The sequence below is a fragment of the Methyloversatilis sp. XJ19-13 genome, assembly GCF_024580155.1.
GTDB lineage: Bacteria > Pseudomonadota > Gammaproteobacteria > Burkholderiales > Rhodocyclaceae > Methyloversatilis.
In genome coordinates, this window is record NZ_JANINH010000030.1 from 1 (window position 1) to 17,982 (window position 17,982).

General features: G+C 61.8%; 12 protein-coding genes, 1 pseudogene and 1 CRISPR repeat array. Of the genes and pseudogenes, 7 read left to right on the top strand and 6 right to left on the bottom strand.

The window, feature by feature from the left end:
- Positions 1–34: 34 nt before the first annotated feature.
- Positions 35–133 (top strand): annotated as a pseudogene (locus NMQ14_RS19880) (EspF repeat-containing protein); the annotation flags it as partial.
- A gap of 322 nt (positions 134–455) precedes the next feature.
- Here NMQ14_RS19880 and NMQ14_RS19150 read toward each other — a convergent pair.
- From NMQ14_RS19150 to NMQ14_RS19175, 6 genes are all read right to left on the bottom strand, one after another.
- On the bottom strand, positions 456–1,607 hold the full coding sequence (locus NMQ14_RS19150; protein ID WP_257098455.1) for a class I SAM-dependent methyltransferase: 1,152 nt from the start codon (positions 1,605–1,607) through the stop codon (positions 456–458).
- Positions 1,608–1,673: 66 nt separating this feature from the next.
- Positions 1,674–2,084, bottom strand: a complete 411-nt coding sequence (locus NMQ14_RS19155; protein ID WP_257098466.1) for a type II toxin-antitoxin system VapC family toxin — start codon at positions 2,082–2,084, stop codon at positions 1,674–1,676.
- 12 nt (positions 2,085–2,096) lie between these two features.
- Positions 2,097–2,357: an antitoxin gene (locus NMQ14_RS19160; RefSeq protein ID WP_257098456.1), complete on the bottom strand. Its 261-nt coding sequence runs from the start codon at positions 2,355–2,357 to the stop codon at positions 2,097–2,099.
- Between the two features lie 392 nt (positions 2,358–2,749).
- Entirely contained in the window at positions 2,750–3,148 is a 399-nt protein-coding gene (locus tag NMQ14_RS19165) for a type II toxin-antitoxin system VapC family toxin (protein WP_257098457.1), read from the bottom strand.
- The gene (locus NMQ14_RS19170; RefSeq protein WP_257098458.1) at positions 3,145–3,393 is read right to left on the bottom strand and encodes a plasmid stabilization protein; all 249 of its coding nucleotides are present in this window, start codon (positions 3,391–3,393) and stop codon (positions 3,145–3,147) included. The genes NMQ14_RS19165 and NMQ14_RS19170 overlap by 4 nt, the downstream gene beginning before the upstream one ends.
- A gap of 120 nt (positions 3,394–3,513) precedes the next feature.
- The gene (locus tag NMQ14_RS19175; protein WP_257098459.1) at positions 3,514–3,669 is read right to left on the bottom strand and encodes a hypothetical protein; all 156 of its coding nucleotides are present in this window, start codon (positions 3,667–3,669) and stop codon (positions 3,514–3,516) included.
- A gap of 72 nt (positions 3,670–3,741) precedes the next feature.
- Here NMQ14_RS19175 and cas1f point away from each other — a divergent pair, with 72 nt between their 5' ends.
- The 6 genes from cas1f to cas6f all read left to right on the top strand — a co-directional run bounded on the left by cas1f (position 3,742) and on the right by cas6f (position 12,541).
- A complete protein-coding gene (cas1f, locus tag NMQ14_RS19180; protein WP_257098460.1) occupies positions 3,742–4,797 on the top strand; it encodes a type I-F CRISPR-associated endonuclease Cas1f in 1,056 nt (351 codons plus the stop codon).
- Complete coding sequence (gene cas3f, locus NMQ14_RS19185; protein ID WP_257098461.1) at positions 4,794–8,210, top strand: type I-F CRISPR-associated helicase Cas3f; 3,417 nt, start codon at positions 4,794–4,796, stop codon at positions 8,208–8,210. The genes cas1f and cas3f overlap by 4 nt, the downstream gene beginning before the upstream one ends.
- 388 nt (positions 8,211–8,598) lie before the next feature.
- Positions 8,599–9,972: a type I-F CRISPR-associated protein Csy1 gene (gene csy1 / locus NMQ14_RS19190; protein ID WP_257098462.1), complete on the top strand. Its 1,374-nt coding sequence runs from the start codon at positions 8,599–8,601 to the stop codon at positions 9,970–9,972.
- Complete coding sequence (gene csy2, locus NMQ14_RS19195; RefSeq protein ID WP_257098463.1) at positions 9,965–10,924, top strand: type I-F CRISPR-associated protein Csy2; 960 nt, start codon at positions 9,965–9,967, stop codon at positions 10,922–10,924. Before csy1 ends, csy2 begins: the two co-directional genes overlap by 8 nt.
- Positions 10,925–10,956: 32 nt before the next feature.
- Entirely contained in the window at positions 10,957–11,976 is a 1,020-nt protein-coding gene (gene csy3 / locus NMQ14_RS19200) for a type I-F CRISPR-associated protein Csy3 (RefSeq protein ID WP_257098464.1), read from the top strand.
- Positions 11,977–11,980: 4 nt separating this feature from the next.
- Positions 11,981–12,541, top strand: a complete 561-nt coding sequence (gene cas6f / locus NMQ14_RS19205) for a type I-F CRISPR-associated endoribonuclease Cas6/Csy4 (RefSeq protein WP_257098465.1) — start codon at positions 11,981–11,983, stop codon at positions 12,539–12,541.
- A 129-nt stretch (positions 12,542–12,670) separates the two neighbouring features.
- Positions 12,671–17,859: direct repeats of the CRISPR family, unit length 28 nt; unit sequence CTTCACTGCCGGACAGGCAGCTCAGAAA.
- Positions 17,860–17,982 lie beyond the last annotated feature (123 nt).

Sequence of the window (17,982 nt, forward strand, 5' to 3'; positions counted from 1 at the left end):
GGCGCGCAGCGCCGGGTGAGGGCTGCGGCCGCACATCGCGCGCTGCACGCCGACTTACGCCCTCACCCCCGGCCCCTCTCCCGCTGATGCGGGAGAGGGGAGCCGGCCTTCGCCCGATGCAGCGCAACGGACAGTGCGCCATTTAATCCTTGCCCACCAACACACAGCAGGCCCGACGCCGTGCTGCCTCTCACCCGCCACAGCACCGCGCGGCCAACGCCTTCCAACCCTCGCCCGCATCAGCGGGCGAGGGGGGCGCGCCGCGCCGGGTGAGGGCTGCGGCCGCACCTCGCGCGCTGCACGCCGACTTACGGCCGAACGCTCTCACCCCCGGCCCCAAGCCTGCATCAGCGGGAGAGGGTGGCGCGCAGCGCCGGGTGAGGGCTGCGGCCGCACATCGCGCGCTGCACGCCGACTTACGGCCGAACGCTCTCACCCCCGGCCCCAAGCCTGCATCAGCGGGAGAGGGGGGTGTCGCTTTTCGCCGCCAGCCGCCACAGCCTCGTCACTTCCTGCGAGCGCGCCGCATGCAGCGGGTCGGATTCGTCACTCGCCTTGGGATGGCGCGGGCGGGCGTCGAGGTGGCCGAGTACCTTCAGACCCGCGTCATCGATCCAGCCCTGCAGTTCGTCGGCCGTGCGCAGGCCGAGGTGTTCGGCAAAGTCGGACAGGATGAGCCAGCCCTCGCCGTCCGGCCCCAGATGTTCTGCCAGCCCGGACAGGAAGCCGCGCAGCATGCGGCTGTCCGGGTCGTACACCGCGTGTTCCAGTGGCGAGGCCGGGCGCGCCGGCAGCCAGGGCGGGTTGCACACGATGAGCGGCGCGCGGCCATCGGGAAACAGGTCGGCGGCGCGCACGTCGATCTGCGCGCCCAGCCCGAGGCGGGCGACGTTGTCGCGCGCGCAGGCCAGCGCGCGCTCGTCCTGATCGGTCGCAACCACCTTCGCCACGCCGCGCCTGGCCAGCAGAGCAGCCAGCACGCCGGTACCGGTGCCGATGTCGAAGGCGCGCGACGCCTTCTTCAGCACCGCCGGCAGCGGCGCCTTCGCCACCAGATCGACATATTCGCCGCGCACCGGCGAAAACACGCCGTAATGCGGATGGATGCGCGCTTCGAGCGCCGGCACCTCGACACCGTTGCGCCGCCACTCGTAGGCGCTGATTACGCCCAGCAATTCGCGCAGCGAGCACACATAGCCTTCGCGCGCCTCACCGTGCGCCTGCGTGCAGGCCTCGACCACATCGGGTGCGCGGCGCAGCGGAATGATGTGGCCGGCGTCGAACGGAATCAGCAGCATGCCCAGCGTGCGGGCGCGCTGCGACTGGGCCAGCCGGTGCTGGTTGAACGCGTCACGCATCGTGGCCGCCGGCTTGCGCGGCTTGCGGTCCACCCGCCGCACCAGCGCCTGCAGCAATTGCCGCGCGTTCTGGAAATCGCTGCGCCACAACAGCGCCGTGCCCTCGCTCGCAAGGCGGAAGGCGCTGTCGGCGCTCAAGGTGTCGTCAGCCACCACCACGCGCTTCGGCGGCTGCAGGCCGGCTTCGGATTGCCAGCGCAGGCTTTTCTCTGCGTCGCCTTCGGTGAATACAAGTCGTGAATCAGTCAAGGTTCGGGGTCCGGATGAATCTTCATTGCATATATATATGCGAAAGCGCCAGGCAGCCGCCGGCGCTCAAGCGGGCGCAGCAGGGGCGCGCGTCCAGTTCTCCACCACCAGCCCGGGGTAATCGGCGAAGTCCGCTTCATTGTTCGTGACCAGGACAGCATCGACGCTCACCGCATGGGCGGCAATCATCCGGTCGAGCGCATCGCGGCGGCGGTCGCGCACCGCGGCAGCGAGTGCGCCGTAACGCTCAGCGGCTGCTTGGTCGAAAACAAGCACCGGCACGCGCTGCGTTAAGCGTCGCAACCCCGCCGCGGCGAGGTCGCGATCAGCGCCCTGACAGCGCTCGACGCCGTGACACAGTTCTGCGTAGGTGACCACCGAAATCGCAATGTCGCCTGCCCTCGCCTGCTGGAATCGGGCCACCACCTGCGGCGGTTGTCGCGCCATCAGATAGATGCAGATATTCGTATCGAGCATCCAGACCAAGGCTCAGTCCTTTGCAGAACGCTCGGTAACATCCCATTCGCGCTCGCGCTGCTCATGAAATTCGCGCCCGCCGGCCATGAAGCTCTCCGGAAAGGACGCGAATATCTCGGGCAGATCGGCCAGCGACGGTCTTTGTGCGGGCCGCAGCACCAGAGTGTTGCCCACCCGCTCGATCTCGACCTCTTCCGACACCCCGGCGATCGTCAGTTCCTTCGGAATGCGCACAGCGAGCGAGTTGCCACTTTTGAAGATACGGGTTCGCATGTTGGGCCTCTGCACTCAGTGATGTGTATACAGGATATACATCGATCACTCGCGGCACAACGTGTGCGGCCCGCGGGATCGGGGTCGAGACACCGTTGCCACGTTCAGATCGAAGACGCGCGCGCCCAACGCAAGGTACCAGCCAACGACCGTGGGAGCGGCCCTGTAGGAGCGGCGGCCTCGCCGCGATGCGCGAGCTGGTCATCGACCATCCCGGCTGACGCCAAGCGAAGTTGAGCAACGCAATGCGCCCTTGTCTGGACACCATCGGATGAGTCGCAGCGCGACCTTCGTGCGTGTCCGCGTGCTCGAATCCAGCAAGGCGCAAGGCCTTGACTTCAACCAGAAGCTGCTCGGCTTCTAGCGAACGGCTGATCACTGCCAAGGATTGATCAACCTGACGCCGCAGCTCTCGAAATCCCTGACATTCCGCGTGGCGAGTCTGCTCCGCGAGAGCGCGCGATACCCGCAATCATCGCGTCTGACTGGCTAACAGGTCGGCCTTGAGAACGCCTGGTCGCCGCGATTTCGGCGTATGCGTCGGCAGCTTCACTACCAAAGTCCAACACGCGCTCAGCCATATCATCAGAAAACACGGCGATCACCTCACGCAGCAACTCCTGCCGACGTCGGCCTTCCGGCAACAGGCAAACACCGAAGAGCATCTCGCCCCGGGTGATCACCGTTGTAAATAGGGACGACTGCCGCTGCGCCCGAACCCAGGCCACCACCCGCTCATCCGGCACCGGGCGCAGCAGTTCCGACACCACATTGGTATCGAGGATGATCACGAGCTGAAATCGGGCGGCGTACGGATCGCCTCGCGAGGCGGCAGATCAAGCTCCACCCCGCCAAATGGCTCGATGCGCGCGCGAATGGCCTCATAAAGAGACGTGCACGGCTCGGGCACATCGGAGAGGGCCGCCCGCAGAATGTCCCGCGCTTCGTCCTCGATCGAACGCCCACTCCGGGCCGCCAGCGTCCGCAGCCGGGCCTCAAGCCGATCATCGATATTTCGGATGGTCATGGTCGCCATGTTCCACCTCCATTCTTGGATCAACGCATTCTAGTCGGTTGATGGACAACACATGCATGCACCCCAACCCGGCACTGACTACATGAAACAAAAGCAAAGGCTGCTCTTGCAAGCCGGAAGTCAACGCTCATCCCGCGACTCGCGAAGCAACTGTTCGGACGGCGTCTGACGCGATGGATCCGAGCGCTTCCGCAATGCTTCGGCCAAACGACGAAACAGCTCGTTGCGCAGCGGCTTGACTCGCTGTTCCGGCCTCTCGGTGTACTTATCGTTCATGTCCACATCCTTAAACGCGTATGCCCGAATCATCCGCGATGACAATCGCGAACAACGATCACTGACGCTAATATGCCCGGCAAAGGCTGGACAAATACGTTTATCGGCTCGTCCCTTCTGGGCCGAAAACGCTCGATTGGAAAAGGAATCATGGAAGACCTGTCACCTTCTGATCTCAAGTCCGTCCTGCACTCGAAGCGCGCAAACATCTATTACCTTGAACGCTGCAGGGTTCTTGTCAATGGAGGAAGGGTCGAGTACGTCACCGACGAGGGAAGCCGCACTCTTTACTGGAACATTCCGATCGCAAACACAACATCCATCCTGCTCGGCACGGGTACGTCGGTCACGCAGGCCGCCATGCGCGAGCTAGCCAAGGCTGGAGTGCTCGTGGGTTTCTGCGGAGGCGGCGGCACACCGCTATTCAGTGCAAATGAGATTGATGTCGAAGTCGCATGGTTTTCGCCCCAGAGCGAATACCGCCCGACTGAATATCTGCAACGCTGGGTGCGCTTCTGGTTCGACGACTCGCAGCGGCTTGAAGCAGCCCGGCACTTCCAGCGCGCCCGCCTGGACCGCATTTCGCAACGCTGGACAAACAGCCGCGCTTTGCGCGAAGCCGGCTTCGCCATCGACAGTGACTCACTTCAATCCGCCCTCTCCCGCACTCGTGCCGCGATCGATCATTCGCCCGACACCACCGATCTGCTGACGCTGGAAGCACGTCTCACGAAAGACCTTTTCCGCCTTGCCGTGCGCGCCACCGGGTATGGCGACTTCACCCGTGCCAAGCAAGGCTCGGGCACTGATCCGGCCAACCACTTTCTGGACCACGGCAACTACCTCGCGTACGGCCTGGGCGCTACCGCCACATGGGTGCTTGGCATTCCGCACGGTCTGGCGGTTCTGCATGGCAAGACACGACGCGGTGGGCTGGTGTTCGACGTGGCCGACCTGATCAAGGACGCGGTCATCCTGCCTCAGGCCTTCATTTCCGCCACTGCCGGACACTCGGAACAGGAATTCCGTCAGGCTTGCATCGAAGCGCTGACGCAAACCGAATCGCTCGATTTCATGATCGAAACACTGAAAGCCATCGCGGATCGGCTGGGTCGTACGCCGGCATGAACGTCCTGCTGGTATCGCAATGCAGCAAACGAGCGCTGACTGAGACGCGGCGCATCCTTGACCAGTTTGCGGAACGCAGAGGCGATCGCACCTGGCAGACCGCGATCACTCAGGAAGGGCTGGACACCTTGCGCCGGCTGCTGCGCAAAACGGCGCGCAAGAACACTGCCGTCGCGTGTCACTGGATACGCAGCCGCAACCACAGCGAACTGATGTGGGTGGTGGGCGACGCCAGGCAATTCAACGCACATGGCGCCGTACCCACAAACATGACGCGACGCGATGTACTGCGTAGCGAGGACGAGAACGACTGGCATACAGCGAAAGATATACGCCTGCTATCACAGCTGGCGGCGCTGTTGCATGACCTCGGAAAGGCCAGCGTGGCGTTCCAGCAGCGTTTGAGAAACGACGTCGCAGAGAAGAACTTGTACCGCCATGAATGGGTGTCGCTACGGCTATTCCTCGCCTTCGTGGGTCATGACGATGATGCCCGCTGGCTGCGCCGGCTTGCCGCACCGACGCCGGACGACGACGCCAGCTGGCTCGACCCCGCCCGCTACATTCGGGACGGGCTGGATATCGACAACCGCCCACCCTTCAAAGGGCTGCCCCCGCTCGCCACCGCCATTGCGTGGCTTGTGGTAACCCATCACCGTCTGCCGGTGCTGCCCGTCCAGAACGCCACCACTGGGCAGCAGGAATGGCTCGGCAAGCGATCCCCCAGCTTCAATGCCGCCCACTTACCGTCGCTTCTCGACGCGGTTGGTCATGACTGGAACGAAGTCCGGCAACCATCCAGCCCTGAACAGATTTCGCCCTACTGGCATTTCGAACACGCCAACGCGATGCCCATGCAACAGCCGAAATGGCGAGCGCGCGCGGCCAAGATCGCAACCCGCCTGCTGGCGCTATCCGCGACGCCTGGCACGGGCGACTGGCCGGACAACCCTTACGTTATGCACCTTGCCCGACTGAGCCTGATGCTGGCCGACCACCGTTACTCGAGCCTGCCTCCCGACTCCGACGAGCGCGTGCGCGGGGACGGCGAGGGATCGCTGTACGCCAATACCCACAGTGACGGCAAGCTGAAACAGCCGCTGGACGAACATCTGCTCGGCGTTGCGCGCATGGCTGGCAGTGTCGTACATGGGTTGCCCAACTTCGAACGCCATCTTCCGCGCCTTGCACGCCACCGCGGCCTGAAGAAGCGCAGTGCAGACCCGCGCTTCAGCTGGCAGGACAAGGCGGCGGACGCCGCCTCCGCCCTGCGCAACCAAGCCACCGATCACGGCGCGTTCATCGTCAACATGGCGTCTACGGGTTGCGGCAAGACACTCGCCAATGCTCGCATCCTTTATGCACTGGCCGATCCTCAGCTAGGTATGCGCGCCACCTTTGCACTCGGCTTGCGCACGCTGACCTTACAGACCGGTCGCAGTTACCGGAAAGCGCTGAACCTGGCCGAAGACGAGCTTGCGATTCGCGTAGGTGGTGCGGCGAGCCGCGAGCTTTTCGAGCATTTCGAACAACTCGCCGAAGCAAGTGGGTCTGCGTCGACCCAGCAACTGATCGACGAGGACAGTCATGTGTTTTATGACGGACGGCATGCTGACCATCCTCTTCTGTCCCACGCGATGCGCGACGACCGCATCGGCTCTTTGCTGTCTGCACCGCTACTGGTATGCACTATTGATCATCTGATGCCCGCGACCGAATCACAACGAGCCGGGCGGCAGATCGCGCCAATGCTGCGGCTGATGAGCAGCGATCTGGTGCTGGACGAACTGGACGACTTCGATCTGGCTGACCTGCCGGCACTGACGCGGCTAGTGCATTGGGCCGGTTTGCTCGGCAGTCGTGTGCTGCTGTCCTCTGCCACCCTGCCGCCTGCGCTGGTGGAGGGCATGTTTCACGCTTACCGATCAGGGCGCCTTCACTTTCGACGAAATCGCGGAAGGGAAGGCGGGTATGACAGCGCAGTGAAAATTGCTTGCCTATGGACGGACGAGTTCGGCACCCGTCGCGAAAGCTGCACTGAAGCCGATCAGTTCGTCCGGGAGCACGAGAACTTCGTGCAGCAGCGCGTACACGCGCTGACCCAAGCCATCGACAAGGACGGGCCGCGGCGACGTGGCGAATTGATCCCGCTGCAGATTGCAGATAAGCACAAGGAGGCAATCCACCGTACATTTTCGGCTGAAGTGCGGGCCGCCATCCTGAGCGCCCACGACCGGCACGCCGAAACATGCCCGCACAGCGGCAAACACGTCAGCTTTGGCCTGGTGCGCATGGCAAACATCGAGCCGCTGGTCGAAGTCGCCGCGGAACTTTTCCGGCTGGGCGCTCCGGAAGACTATCGCATCCACCTGTGCGTCTATCACGCCCGCTTCCCACTCTTGCTGCGTTCGGCAATCGAACACCGGCTCGACACCTTGCTCGATCGCCGTGAGGCACAGGCTGTGTTCGACAGCCCGGACATACGGCGTGCCATCGATGCCACTGGCGAACGAAACCATCTTTTCGTCGTGCTCGCGTCGCCCGTCAGCGAAGTGGGGCGGGATCACGACTACGACTGGGCGGTTGTGGAACCTTCCTCGATGCGTTCGCTGATCCAGCTCGCCGGCCGCGTCCAGCGGCATCGCGGCCGCAGTTGCAAATCGCCGAACGTGCTGATTTTCGACACCAATCTGCGCCACTTCGCTGCCGGCAATGGGCGCGACGGACAACCCGCGGCCGCCTTCGTCCGACCAGGCTTCGAAGACGAGGACGGTCGGATGGATGCGCCGTTTCGGCTGACCAGCCATCGGCTGGACAAGCTGTTGCGTGTAGACGAATACAAGATCATCAGCGCCAGGCCACGCATCCTGCCCCGGCCACCCACCGAGCGGCAACCTAAGCAAAGCCTGGTCGACCTCGAGCATGCGCGGCTGATCGAACGCATGCTGCCCAAATCGTGCGACACCACGAAACCTAAGGCACGAGGCGTCAAACCTGCCGATACCAGCCTTGATGCGACCAGTGCCTGGCGATTCCCGCGTGCTGCGCTGACCGGTGTGCTGCCGCAGCAACAACCGTTTCGCAGCGATGCCTTCCCTGACATCGAACTGGTGTTCCTGCCCGACGAAGCCGAATCCCGCTTGATCCTCCATCGCATCCATGCGGAAGCCCGGCGTGGTGTCCCTGCCGTCTACACCACAGCAGAGAGCCTGCTAGAAAACCTGGAACTGGACTACGGACCGCGTATCACGCAATGGGGGCAGGACGACCTGTTTGAACTGCTGCGCGAACAAGCGGAAACACGCGGCTTGCCCCTGCGGGTATGCGCCGAACGGTTTGCGAAGGTTTCGGTGCCACCGAGCCCGCAAGGGTGGCGGTTTAATCCCGTTCTGGGGTTTGCGAAGAAGAAATAGGCAAGCGCGACCCCTGATTCCAGACGACAAAAGCTGCCTATGCGGCAGTCAAATACAGAATGAACGCAACGCGTAGATTTTCTGAGCTATCTGTGCGACAGTGCCGACTCCAGTAATCGCAAATGATGAACAGTATGAACGCTAACGCTTAGATGGTTAAAACCTGCTCACCGCTGCAACGGTGAGCAGGGGTCCAGCAACGCAATCCGCCGGTTGGCTCCGGCCCTAGACTCGAGGCATGACGCGTCAAGGAGGATAGGTGTGTGTCTGAAAATCACATGACCTTATTAGAACGGTCATGAACGTCCCAGAGTCACCCCGCAGCAGATCGCTGCGGGGATTCTAAGGCTTGGTCAGTGCCAAGTCGAACAGAAGGAGTCTCCCGACCATGAACACGTTCGCTGAACGAACGCCGCGTTCCATGACCTTTCAACAGACGATTGCCAAGTTCATCCTCGAACGGCGGGACGTAAAGTTGAAAGGTCTGGATTCGGACGCGGCCGTACAAGTCGCTGCGAAGTACGAATACGCGGTCTGGCTGGCTGATGCCGCCAACCGGGTCGCGCAGATTCAGGCCGTGACCCATGTCCTGAAGGCCACGCACCCTGACGCACGGGGCAGTAGCCTCTATGCCGCGCCGCACAGTCTGGGCCAGTTCGCGGAAATTGGCACCCATCAGCTCGGCGAACACTTCGCCGATGACGTGGTGGGCAACGCTGCTGCATTGGACGTCTACAAATTCCTCAAACTGGAAGTCGATAGCCGTCGCCTGCTGGACTGGCTGATCGCCGATGACGCCGATTTGCTGGCCGCTCTAAACGACGACCCCGCTGTTGCCAACGAATGGGCCTTGGCGCTCCGAGGCTTGATCCGGCCGGCCGGTGTGCCGGTATCCCACGCGCTGGCCAAACAGATCTACTGGTCAGTGTCGGGAGAGCCAGCCGACGATGCAGGCTATCACCTGCTGCAACCACTGTTTTCCAGCAGTCTGGCGCAAGCGGTGCATGAGGAGATCAACGATGCGCGCTTCAGCGACTCCAGCAAGCTGGCACGTCAGGCCCGACGCGAGGGGAAGCCTCACGATCAGCCCTATCGCGACTATCGCAATCTGGCTGTGCGCAAGCTCGGTGGCACCAAGCCGCAGAACATCAGCCAGTTGAACAGCGAACGCGGTGGCGTCAATTACCTGCTCGCTTCGCTGCCACCGACATGGAACCAGGACAGTCCCCGACAGTTCCTGTTCATCGAATCTGCCCTCGCGCGGTTTCGCAGGTTCGAAGGCGTGGAAGAACAGGTAAACGCCCTGCTCGCATTGCTCAAAAGCGACCCTGATCAAACGCTGGATACGCGTATCCGGCGCGAACGCATAGAGCGCGCGCTGGGTCAGTCTCTCGCGGCCTTCGGCCTCGCAACCCGGCAGCTGTTCGAGCCAGGATGGAGCCGAGACGCCGCCTGCCGCCTGCCGCTTTGCGAACAGCTCTGGCTAGATCCAGAACGAGCAGAGTTGCCCCCCCGACCCGACTACCCAGACGAAGATGAAGCGTTCCGCTTGGCATTCGAGTGGAAGGACTGGCCGGATCAGGTGGCCCATCGTTTCGGCAATTGGCTCAACGCCATCCTTCTGCAACATGGTTTCCCGGTTGGCGACGCAGAGCACACGCACTGGGCGCGGCAGGCAATTGCCGACGCCGAATGGCCAACACCGATAGAGTATCGAGCGCTGGCGGGTGGAAAAGTGCGGGAGAGGAGACCTCATGGCTGAGTGTCCGTATTTCGAACATCTGCTTGTGATGCCACGGCTACGGGTGCAGAACGCCAACGCGATTTCAAGCCCCCTGACCCATGGCTTTCCATCGATCACAGCCTTCCTTGGTCTGATGTGGGCGCTTGAGCGCGAAACGCACCGTGACGGTCTCGACCTGCAGTTCAACGCAGTCGGAGTGATTGCGCACAGCCATGAGGAACAGCGGACCGGCGGTTTCGTTCACTCGTTTCACCTGACTCGCAACCCGGTGGACAAGGACGGCGGCACGGCCGCCATCGTCGAGGAGGGGCGCATCCATCTCGACATCAGCCTGGTGTTCGCGGTACAGAGCCCGTCGCTGACCGAACAAAGTGGGCCGACAGTTGCAGCCCGCGTGCGCGAACTTCTTGATTGCATGCGTATTGCCGGCGGCAGCGTGATCGCCTCCGCCACGCCACGCCGACGGCAAACACCCTACGTCCTGTCGCTGACCAGCGACGAAGCAGCGGATCGCGCCAAGCTGTTCGACTCGTTCAAGCTGCGTCTTCTGCCGGGCTTCGCGTTGGTCGAACGAGCCGATCTGCTGGATGAGCGAATGGCCGGCATCCCGGACTCGACCCGTCTCGAAGCATGGCTTTCGCTGTCGCGCATCAACTGGCGCTGGCAAGACGCCGATGATCGCGGGGGGCGCTGGCAGCATGACCGCGAAGGACTGGGTTGGATCGTGCCCATACCGCTCGGATATGGCGCGCTGGGTGATCTACAGCCACCCGGTAGCGTTGCAGGCTCTCGCGATTCCACGACTTCGTTCCGATTCGTGGAGAGCTTGTACGGCATCGGCCAGTGGCTCAGTCCGCACCGCCTGCATTCGCCGCAGCAACTGCTCTGGTATGCCGACAGCGAACCAGAGAATGGTCTGTATCGCTGCCGAAACGACTACAGGCCCACGCCCGCGTACGCCCTCGATTGACTCCGGAACCGTTACAGATAAAGGAATCCATCATGACCACAGAAAACATCAAGACCGCCTCCGTACTCGCCTTTGAACGCAAGCTTGACCCGTCAGATGCACTGTTCTTCGCAGGTAGCTGGAGTCAACGCGAACGCAGTGAAGCATGGGGGCCAATCCCGCTACGCGAGAAATCCGTACGGGGCACGATTTCAAACAGACTGAAAACCAAGGATCAAGACCCGGCCAAACTGGACGCGGCGATCGAAAACCCCAATCTGCAGACGGTGGACGTCGCCGCCCTTCCGGCCGAAGCAGACTCGCTCAAGGTGACGTTCACCCTTCGCATCCTCGGAGGGACGGGTCAGCCATCGGCCTGCAATGATGCCGGCTACCGGAACAAGCTCGAAGCGACTGTAAAGGGCTATGTCGATGCACATGGCTTCGGCGAACTCGCGCATCGCTACGCCGCAAACCTCGCCAACGGCCGCTTCCTGTGGCGCAACCGTATCGGCGCCGAGCAAGTGAGTGTGACAGTTGCCCACCTTGTTGATGGCAGGGCAAGTTCGGCCTGGACGTTCGACGCCCTCGCGCTGCCGCTGCGCAGCTTCGATACGGCGAACGCTGATTTGCAGACCCTGTCGGATCTCATCGCGTCCGGTCTGGCCGGCAAGCAGCATGTGCTGTTGCAGGTCACGGCATTCGTCCGCATCGGTGCCGGCCAGGAGGTCTTCCCTTCGCAAGAACTGATCCTTGATCGCGGCCGCGGCGACAAGAGCAAAACGCTCTATGACGTGAGCGGTGTCGCAGCCATTCATTCGCAGAAGATCGGCAATGCGATTCGCACCATTGACACCTGGTACGAGGGCGCAGATGAAATGGGGCCGATCGCGGTCGAGCCCTATGGATCGGTCACCACCCAGGGCAAGGCCTACCGGCAGCCCAAGCAGAAGATGGATTTCTACAGCTTGCTCGATAGCTGGATACTTAAGGACAAGGTCCCCCCGGCCGAACAACAACATTTCGTCATTGCCACCCTGATCCGTGGCGGCGTATTCGGCGACGCGGGCTGACATCATGGACAGCTATATCGATCTGCGTCTGAAGCCGGACCCGGAGTTTCCCGCGACCACCCTGATGAACGCCTTGTTTTCGAAGCTGCACCGGGGGCTCGCCACATACGGCCGAGGAGATATCGGCATCAGTTTTCCCGACGCCGCCGACAAACGCTCGCTGGGCTGCCGGTTGCGCTTGCACGGCAATGCGACCGCCCTGCACCAGCTGGTGCAGATTGATTGGCTGCAAGGCATGCGTGACCACGTCGCGTGCACTGGAATCATGGCCGTTCCGGCGGCAGCCAAGCCGCGGCGAGTACGCCGAGTCCAGGCTAAAAGCAGTCCGGAGCGCCTGCGCCGAAGGCTGGTCGCACGCAAGGGCCTTGACCAGGAAAGCGCGCGCCAACGGATCCCGGATGAGGTGGCGGAAATCCTCGAGCTGCCTTACGTGGTTTTGAGTAGCGCAACGACCGGCCAGCGTTTCAGACTCTTCATTGAGCAGATGCCAATCCAGAGTGAGAGCATCAACGGTAGCTTCAACGCTTACGGCCTCAGCGCATCCGCTACCGTCCCGTGGTTCTGACCCTTTTTCGTCACCGTTCATCGAAGCACAAAAAATCAACAAGTTGCCTTCGGGCGCATCACGAAGGTCAGACGCGGTTGGTGTGAATAAATCCATTTAAATTCATATCATTAGTTCTTTTTTACTCTACTTCACTGCCGGACAGGCAGCTCAGAAAAGGCGCGCTTCGCGCCACATCTGCGCGCTGGGCTTCACTGCCGGACAGGCAGCTCAGAAAATCGGCATCATGCACGTCGTCCGACTCGACCACTTCACTGCCGGACAGGCAGCTCAGAAAAAGCGGCCGTAGAAGCTCACCCGGTGCCACTCCTTCACTGCCGGACAGGCAGCTCAGAAATGCTCGGTTGCCTGGTCGTACAGGTCAGCCATCTTCACTGCCGGACAGGCAGCTCAGAAAGTCTGCATCGTCGAGAAGGCGGCAGAGACCTGCTTCACTGCCGGACAGGCAGCTCAGAAAATCCGAGTACGTGCGGCTGGTGTCGCGCTGGTCTTCACTGCCGGACAGGCAGCTCAGAAAGCCAGAGTAAAGGGCTGACGCTGAGCCGCCAGCTTCACTGCCGGACAGGCAGCTCAGAAATTCAAGGTGCGCGCCGGCGACTACATCTACGTCTTCACTGCCGGACAGGCAGCTCAGAAAGACCGTTACCTGATCGACTTCGCCGCTCGGGTCTTCACTGCCGGACAGGCAGCTCAGAAATGCACGGCGGGAAGGACATTGAGAACCGCGACCTTCACTGCCGGACAGGCAGCTCAGAAAAGCTCGCCGGACTGCACGCGGCAGCGCGCCTCCTTCACTGCCGGACAGGCAGCTCAGAAAACCATGCCCGCGCGGTCCAGCACTCCGCCCATCTTCACTGCCGGACAGGCAGCTCAGAAATTCATGTCGCCGCCGGTCTTCTTCTCTTTCGCCTTCACTGCCGGACAGGCAGCTCAGAAAAAGCCTCGGCGCCGATGATGTAACCCAGCCCCCTTCACTGCCGGACAGGCAGCTCAGAAAGCTGCAGCGTGCGATACACCAGGTGCGCAAGCCTTCACTGCCGGACAGGCAGCTCAGAAATCAAGCCGTTCGCGGCACGACCCTTCGGCAATCTTCACTGCCGGACAGGCAGCTCAGAAAGCGCAGGGCGGGCAACGACGGGCGGTTGTGCGCTTCACTGCCGGACAGGCAGCTCAGAAAAGAAGCGCATCGGCGGCCTGCCCGGCGTGCAGCTTCACTGCCGGACAGGCAGCTCAGAAAGATCAGGAATTGACCGCGGCGGCGAACCAGCTCTTCACTGCCGGACAGGCAGCTCAGAAAACCAACGCGCCCATCACCCTTGTGCAGCAGCCCTTCACTGCCGGACAGGCAGCTCAGAAATTCGACGATGTGTGCCTCGTAGCCGAGCAACTCTTCACTGCCGGACAGGCAGCTCAGAAAGCTCGGGTCAACGCCTGATTGAGCGCCTGACCCTTCACTGCCGGACAGGCAGCTCAGAAATCGTGTGCTGGCGCTTCTACGGCCGCACCACCCTTCACTGCCGGACAGGCAGCTCAGAAACAGCAAGCTCAAGAACTTCAACTTCTTCAACGCTTCACTGCCGGACAGGCAGCTCAGAAATGCCGACAGTTCTTCGACCTTGGAGGCCTGTGCTTCACTGCCGGACAGGCAGCTCAGAAATTGGCCTCTTCGTTTTCGAGCTGCGCACGCTGCTTCACTGCCGGACAGGCAGCTCAGAAAATCCTGCGCGTGCTCGAAGCCATCAAGGCCCTCTTCACTGCCGGACAGGCAGCTCAGAAAAGTTGCGGGTGCAGCGGCTTGTCGACCGCCCACTTCACTGCCGGACAGGCAGCTCAGAAAGCTGGACGTGACACCGGTCACCGGTACGACGTCTTCACTGCCGGACAGGCAGCTCAGAAATCATCGACAATGCGCAGAGGGCCCTGCAACCTCTTCACTGCCGGACAGGCAGCTCAGAAAAATGTGTTCAGCGCGGCTGAATCGCTGGTGGTCTTCACTGCCGGACAGGCAGCTCAGAAATGGTCGAACTCCAGCTTCCGGGCAGCAAGCACCTTCACTGCCGGACAGGCAGCTCAGAAAAGCCCTGCGCGCGCAGGCGACGCATCGATAGGCTTCACTGCCGGACAGGCAGCTCAGAAACTGCTCGACGCTGTGCGGGCGATAGCTGCGGACTTCACTGCCGGACAGGCAGCTCAGAAAGCAGCGCAGCAGCGCGGATGGCTCCTATGTCGCTTCACTGCCGGACAGGCAGCTCAGAAATACTGGCAGGGCCGGCGCGACATCACCGACGACTTCACTGCCGGACAGGCAGCTCAGAAAAATCCACGTTGAGGGGATAGCCCACCTCAAACCTTCACTGCCGGACAGGCAGCTCAGAAAACGATGCCGCGCACGTCACCGGGCTCGATCTCCTTCACTGCCGGACAGGCAGCTCAGAAACGCTCGGGCAAGTATTCCGCTCGGTTGTACGCCCTTCACTGCCGGACAGGCAGCTCAGAAATGACAGCACGCCCGAGGCCACCGCTCCGGCGACTTCACTGCCGGACAGGCAGCTCAGAAATGCACACCGCGGTCGCGCTGATTCCGTCTGCACTTCACTGCCGGACAGGCAGCTCAGAAATTGAAGGTGCTGCCGAAACCTACGGTGGGCCGCTTCACTGCCGGACAGGCAGCTCAGAAATGCGCAGGGACAAACACGGTGCCGGCGAGCATCTTCACTGCCGGACAGGCAGCTCAGAAACGGTACCGCGAATATCTAGACCGATACAACGACTTCACTGCCGGACAGGCAGCTCAGAAATCATCGACAATGCGCAGAGGGCCCTGCAACCTCTTCACTGCCGGACAGGCAGCTCAGAAAAGCCAGCCGTGCCCGAAAAACTCGATCACATCCTTCACTGCCGGACAGGCAGCTCAGAAAAGCGCCGAAGTGGCCCGGCGCCGGGCATGCCACTTCACTGCCGGACAGGCAGCTCAGAAATGCTGCCTCTGCGGCACGGTGGGCGTCCTTGCCTTCACTGCCGGACAGGCAGCTCAGAAATTATGCGGTGCGTCCTCGTCGCGCATGATCCCCTTCACTGCCGGACAGGCAGCTCAGAAAGCGCATGGTGCGCTGTGCTTGCTCGAGGATCGCTTCACTGCCGGACAGGCAGCTCAGAAAGTCGATTACCTGGGCCGAGTCGCCGCGCATGGCTTCACTGCCGGACAGGCAGCTCAGAAAACGCCGGGCGCCAGCAGCGAGTCGCGCTACACCTTCACTGCCGGACAGGCAGCTCAGAAAACTTCGTTCTGCACTGCTTTGCTCATGACAATCTTCACTGCCGGACAGGCAGCTCAGAAAGCGTGGCGCGTTCGCTGGTGCGCCGTTGCACCCTTCACTGCCGGACAGGCAGCTCAGAAAACTTCGCGGACTGCTCGAAGCGCGGATCGGCGCTTCACTGCCGGACAGGCAGCTCAGAAAACCGAGAAAGTCGGCCAGTTCCTGCGAAATTCCTTCACTGCCGGACAGGCAGCTCAGAAATGTCCGCGTACGTCGAAGCGGCAGCGGCGCCGCTTCACTGCCGGACAGGCAGCTCAGAAATGAGCGCCTGTGAGCGTGCGTGTGCGGGCGCCCTTCACTGCCGGACAGGCAGCTCAGAAAAGCTACGGCAAAGAGGCGCCCATCTACTACGCCTTCACTGCCGGACAGGCAGCTCAGAAAATCCGAGCCGGGCGGATGACGGGAACCTGCCGCTTCACTGCCGGACAGGCAGCTCAGAAATATTCAGCAAACACTTTTTTGAGGAACTGAGACTTCACTGCCGGACAGGCAGCTCAGAAAACGTGGACGCCGCCAGGGCTCCACTCTCCCCACTTCACTGCCGGACAGGCAGCTCAGAAAAGGCCGTGTTCAGCTCGCGCCGGCGCTCAAGGCTTCACTGCCGGACAGGCAGCTCAGAAATTTTGCCCACGCAAGGGCTTTGTGATGGGTTGCTTCACTGCCGGACAGGCAGCTCAGAAATGTCGGGGAGGTCATGGCGGCCGTCACATCGCCTTCACTGCCGGACAGGCAGCTCAGAAAAGTTGAAAATCCGGGCAGCGGAGGCGGGTCTTCTTCACTGCCGGACAGGCAGCTCAGAAATACCCCAGATCGCCGCTGGGCACCTCGAAGCGCTTCACTGCCGGACAGGCAGCTCAGAAATCGAAGTTGAACCACAGTCGACCGGTCAGCTCCTTCACTGCCGGACAGGCAGCTCAGAAAGCATCAAGTCGATCTACGACAAGTGGGATGCACTTCACTGCCGGACAGGCAGCTCAGAAAGTCAGTGCCGGCGACCGCATCCAGCTGTATGCCTTCACTGCCGGACAGGCAGCTCAGAAACTCCCGTTGCGCTCAAGCCATGCCGCGTAGGGCTTCACTGCCGGACAGGCAGCTCAGAAAGTTGATGTAGCGCCGGACAGTCCGCTCCGTGCCTTCACTGCCGGACAGGCAGCTCAGAAAACAGAGGGCCGAAAGGCATACACGGAGACGAACTTCACTGCCGGACAGGCAGCTCAGAAAAGCGCCGGGGCGGGCGCCTCCGCGCTGTCTAGCTTCACTGCCGGACAGGCAGCTCAGAAAGCGCAGAAGGAGCAGGAAAAGCCGCTTCCGAACTTCACTGCCGGACAGGCAGCTCAGAAAAGTCTGCTGATGCCTTTCGCAAACTGGCAGACCTTCACTGCCGGACAGGCAGCTCAGAAATTGGAGAACGGCGTCGCCGACAGCCCGATAACCTTCACTGCCGGACAGGCAGCTCAGAAAAGCTAAGCCAACGGGGGGCGCGCACCGGAACGCTTCACTGCCGGACAGGCAGCTCAGAAATCAAGCAACTCGCAGAGGTCTATCCGGCTGCCCTTCACTGCCGGACAGGCAGCTCAGAAAAGCCACTCGCGAAAGGCGGGCGCGTCATACCGCTTCACTGCCGGACAGGCAGCTCAGAAATAGGCCGGTCAGATGGATAGGGCACCGGCCACCTTCACTGCCGGACAGGCAGCTCAGAAACACATGACGAGCGTGTAGCAGCGCGTGTTCCCCTTCACTGCCGGACAGGCAGCTCAGAAATGCAGCAGTGGGTGGCCGACCAAGCGGCGATCCTTCACTGCCGGACAGGCAGCTCAGAAAAGCCGCACAACTCACACTCGTAGAACGGCTGCCTTCACTGCCGGACAGGCAGCTCAGAAATGTTTGCCTGGATGGGCGCTTTCTCGGACCGCCTTCACTGCCGGACAGGCAGCTCAGAAAGCTATTCCCCGACGGTCAGCTTCTTCAGCCAGCTTCACTGCCGGACAGGCAGCTCAGAAACTGTTCTTCCGCACGCCCTGGTGAATCGCCCCGGGTTTTGCGGAGGCTCCAACTCTTGAGAAGATGGAGCCATGAACAAGTCAAAGAAGTTCTCCCCTGAAGTACGTGAGCGCGCGGTTCGCC

Excerpts from the sequence above, each read along its gene's own strand:
- NMQ14_RS19160 (WP_257098456.1), bottom strand. The coding sequence starts at position 2,357 with ATGCGAACCCGTATCTTCAAAAGTGGCAACTCGCTCGCTGTGCGCATT.
- cas1f (WP_257098460.1), top strand. The coding sequence starts at position 3,742 with ATGCCCGGCAAAGGCTGGACAAATACGTTTATCGGCTCGTCCCTTCTG.
- csy1 (WP_257098462.1), top strand. The coding sequence starts at position 8,599 with ATGAACACGTTCGCTGAACGAACGCCGCGTTCCATGACCTTTCAACAG.
- NMQ14_RS19170 (WP_257098458.1), bottom strand. The coding sequence starts at position 3,393 with ATGGCGACCATGACCATCCGAAATATCGATGATCGGCTTGAGGCCCGG.
- csy3 (WP_257098464.1), top strand. The coding sequence starts at position 10,957 with ATGACCACAGAAAACATCAAGACCGCCTCCGTACTCGCCTTTGAACGC.
- cas6f (WP_257098465.1), top strand. The coding sequence starts at position 11,981 with ATGGACAGCTATATCGATCTGCGTCTGAAGCCGGACCCGGAGTTTCCC.
- cas3f (WP_257098461.1), top strand. The coding sequence starts at position 4,794 with ATGAACGTCCTGCTGGTATCGCAATGCAGCAAACGAGCGCTGACTGAG.
- NMQ14_RS19155 (WP_257098466.1), bottom strand. The coding sequence starts at position 2,084 with ATGCTCGATACGAATATCTGCATCTATCTGATGGCGCGACAACCGCCG.
- csy2 (WP_257098463.1), top strand. The coding sequence starts at position 9,965 with ATGGCTGAGTGTCCGTATTTCGAACATCTGCTTGTGATGCCACGGCTA.
- NMQ14_RS19175 (WP_257098459.1), bottom strand. The coding sequence starts at position 3,669 with ATGAACGATAAGTACACCGAGAGGCCGGAACAGCGAGTCAAGCCGCTG.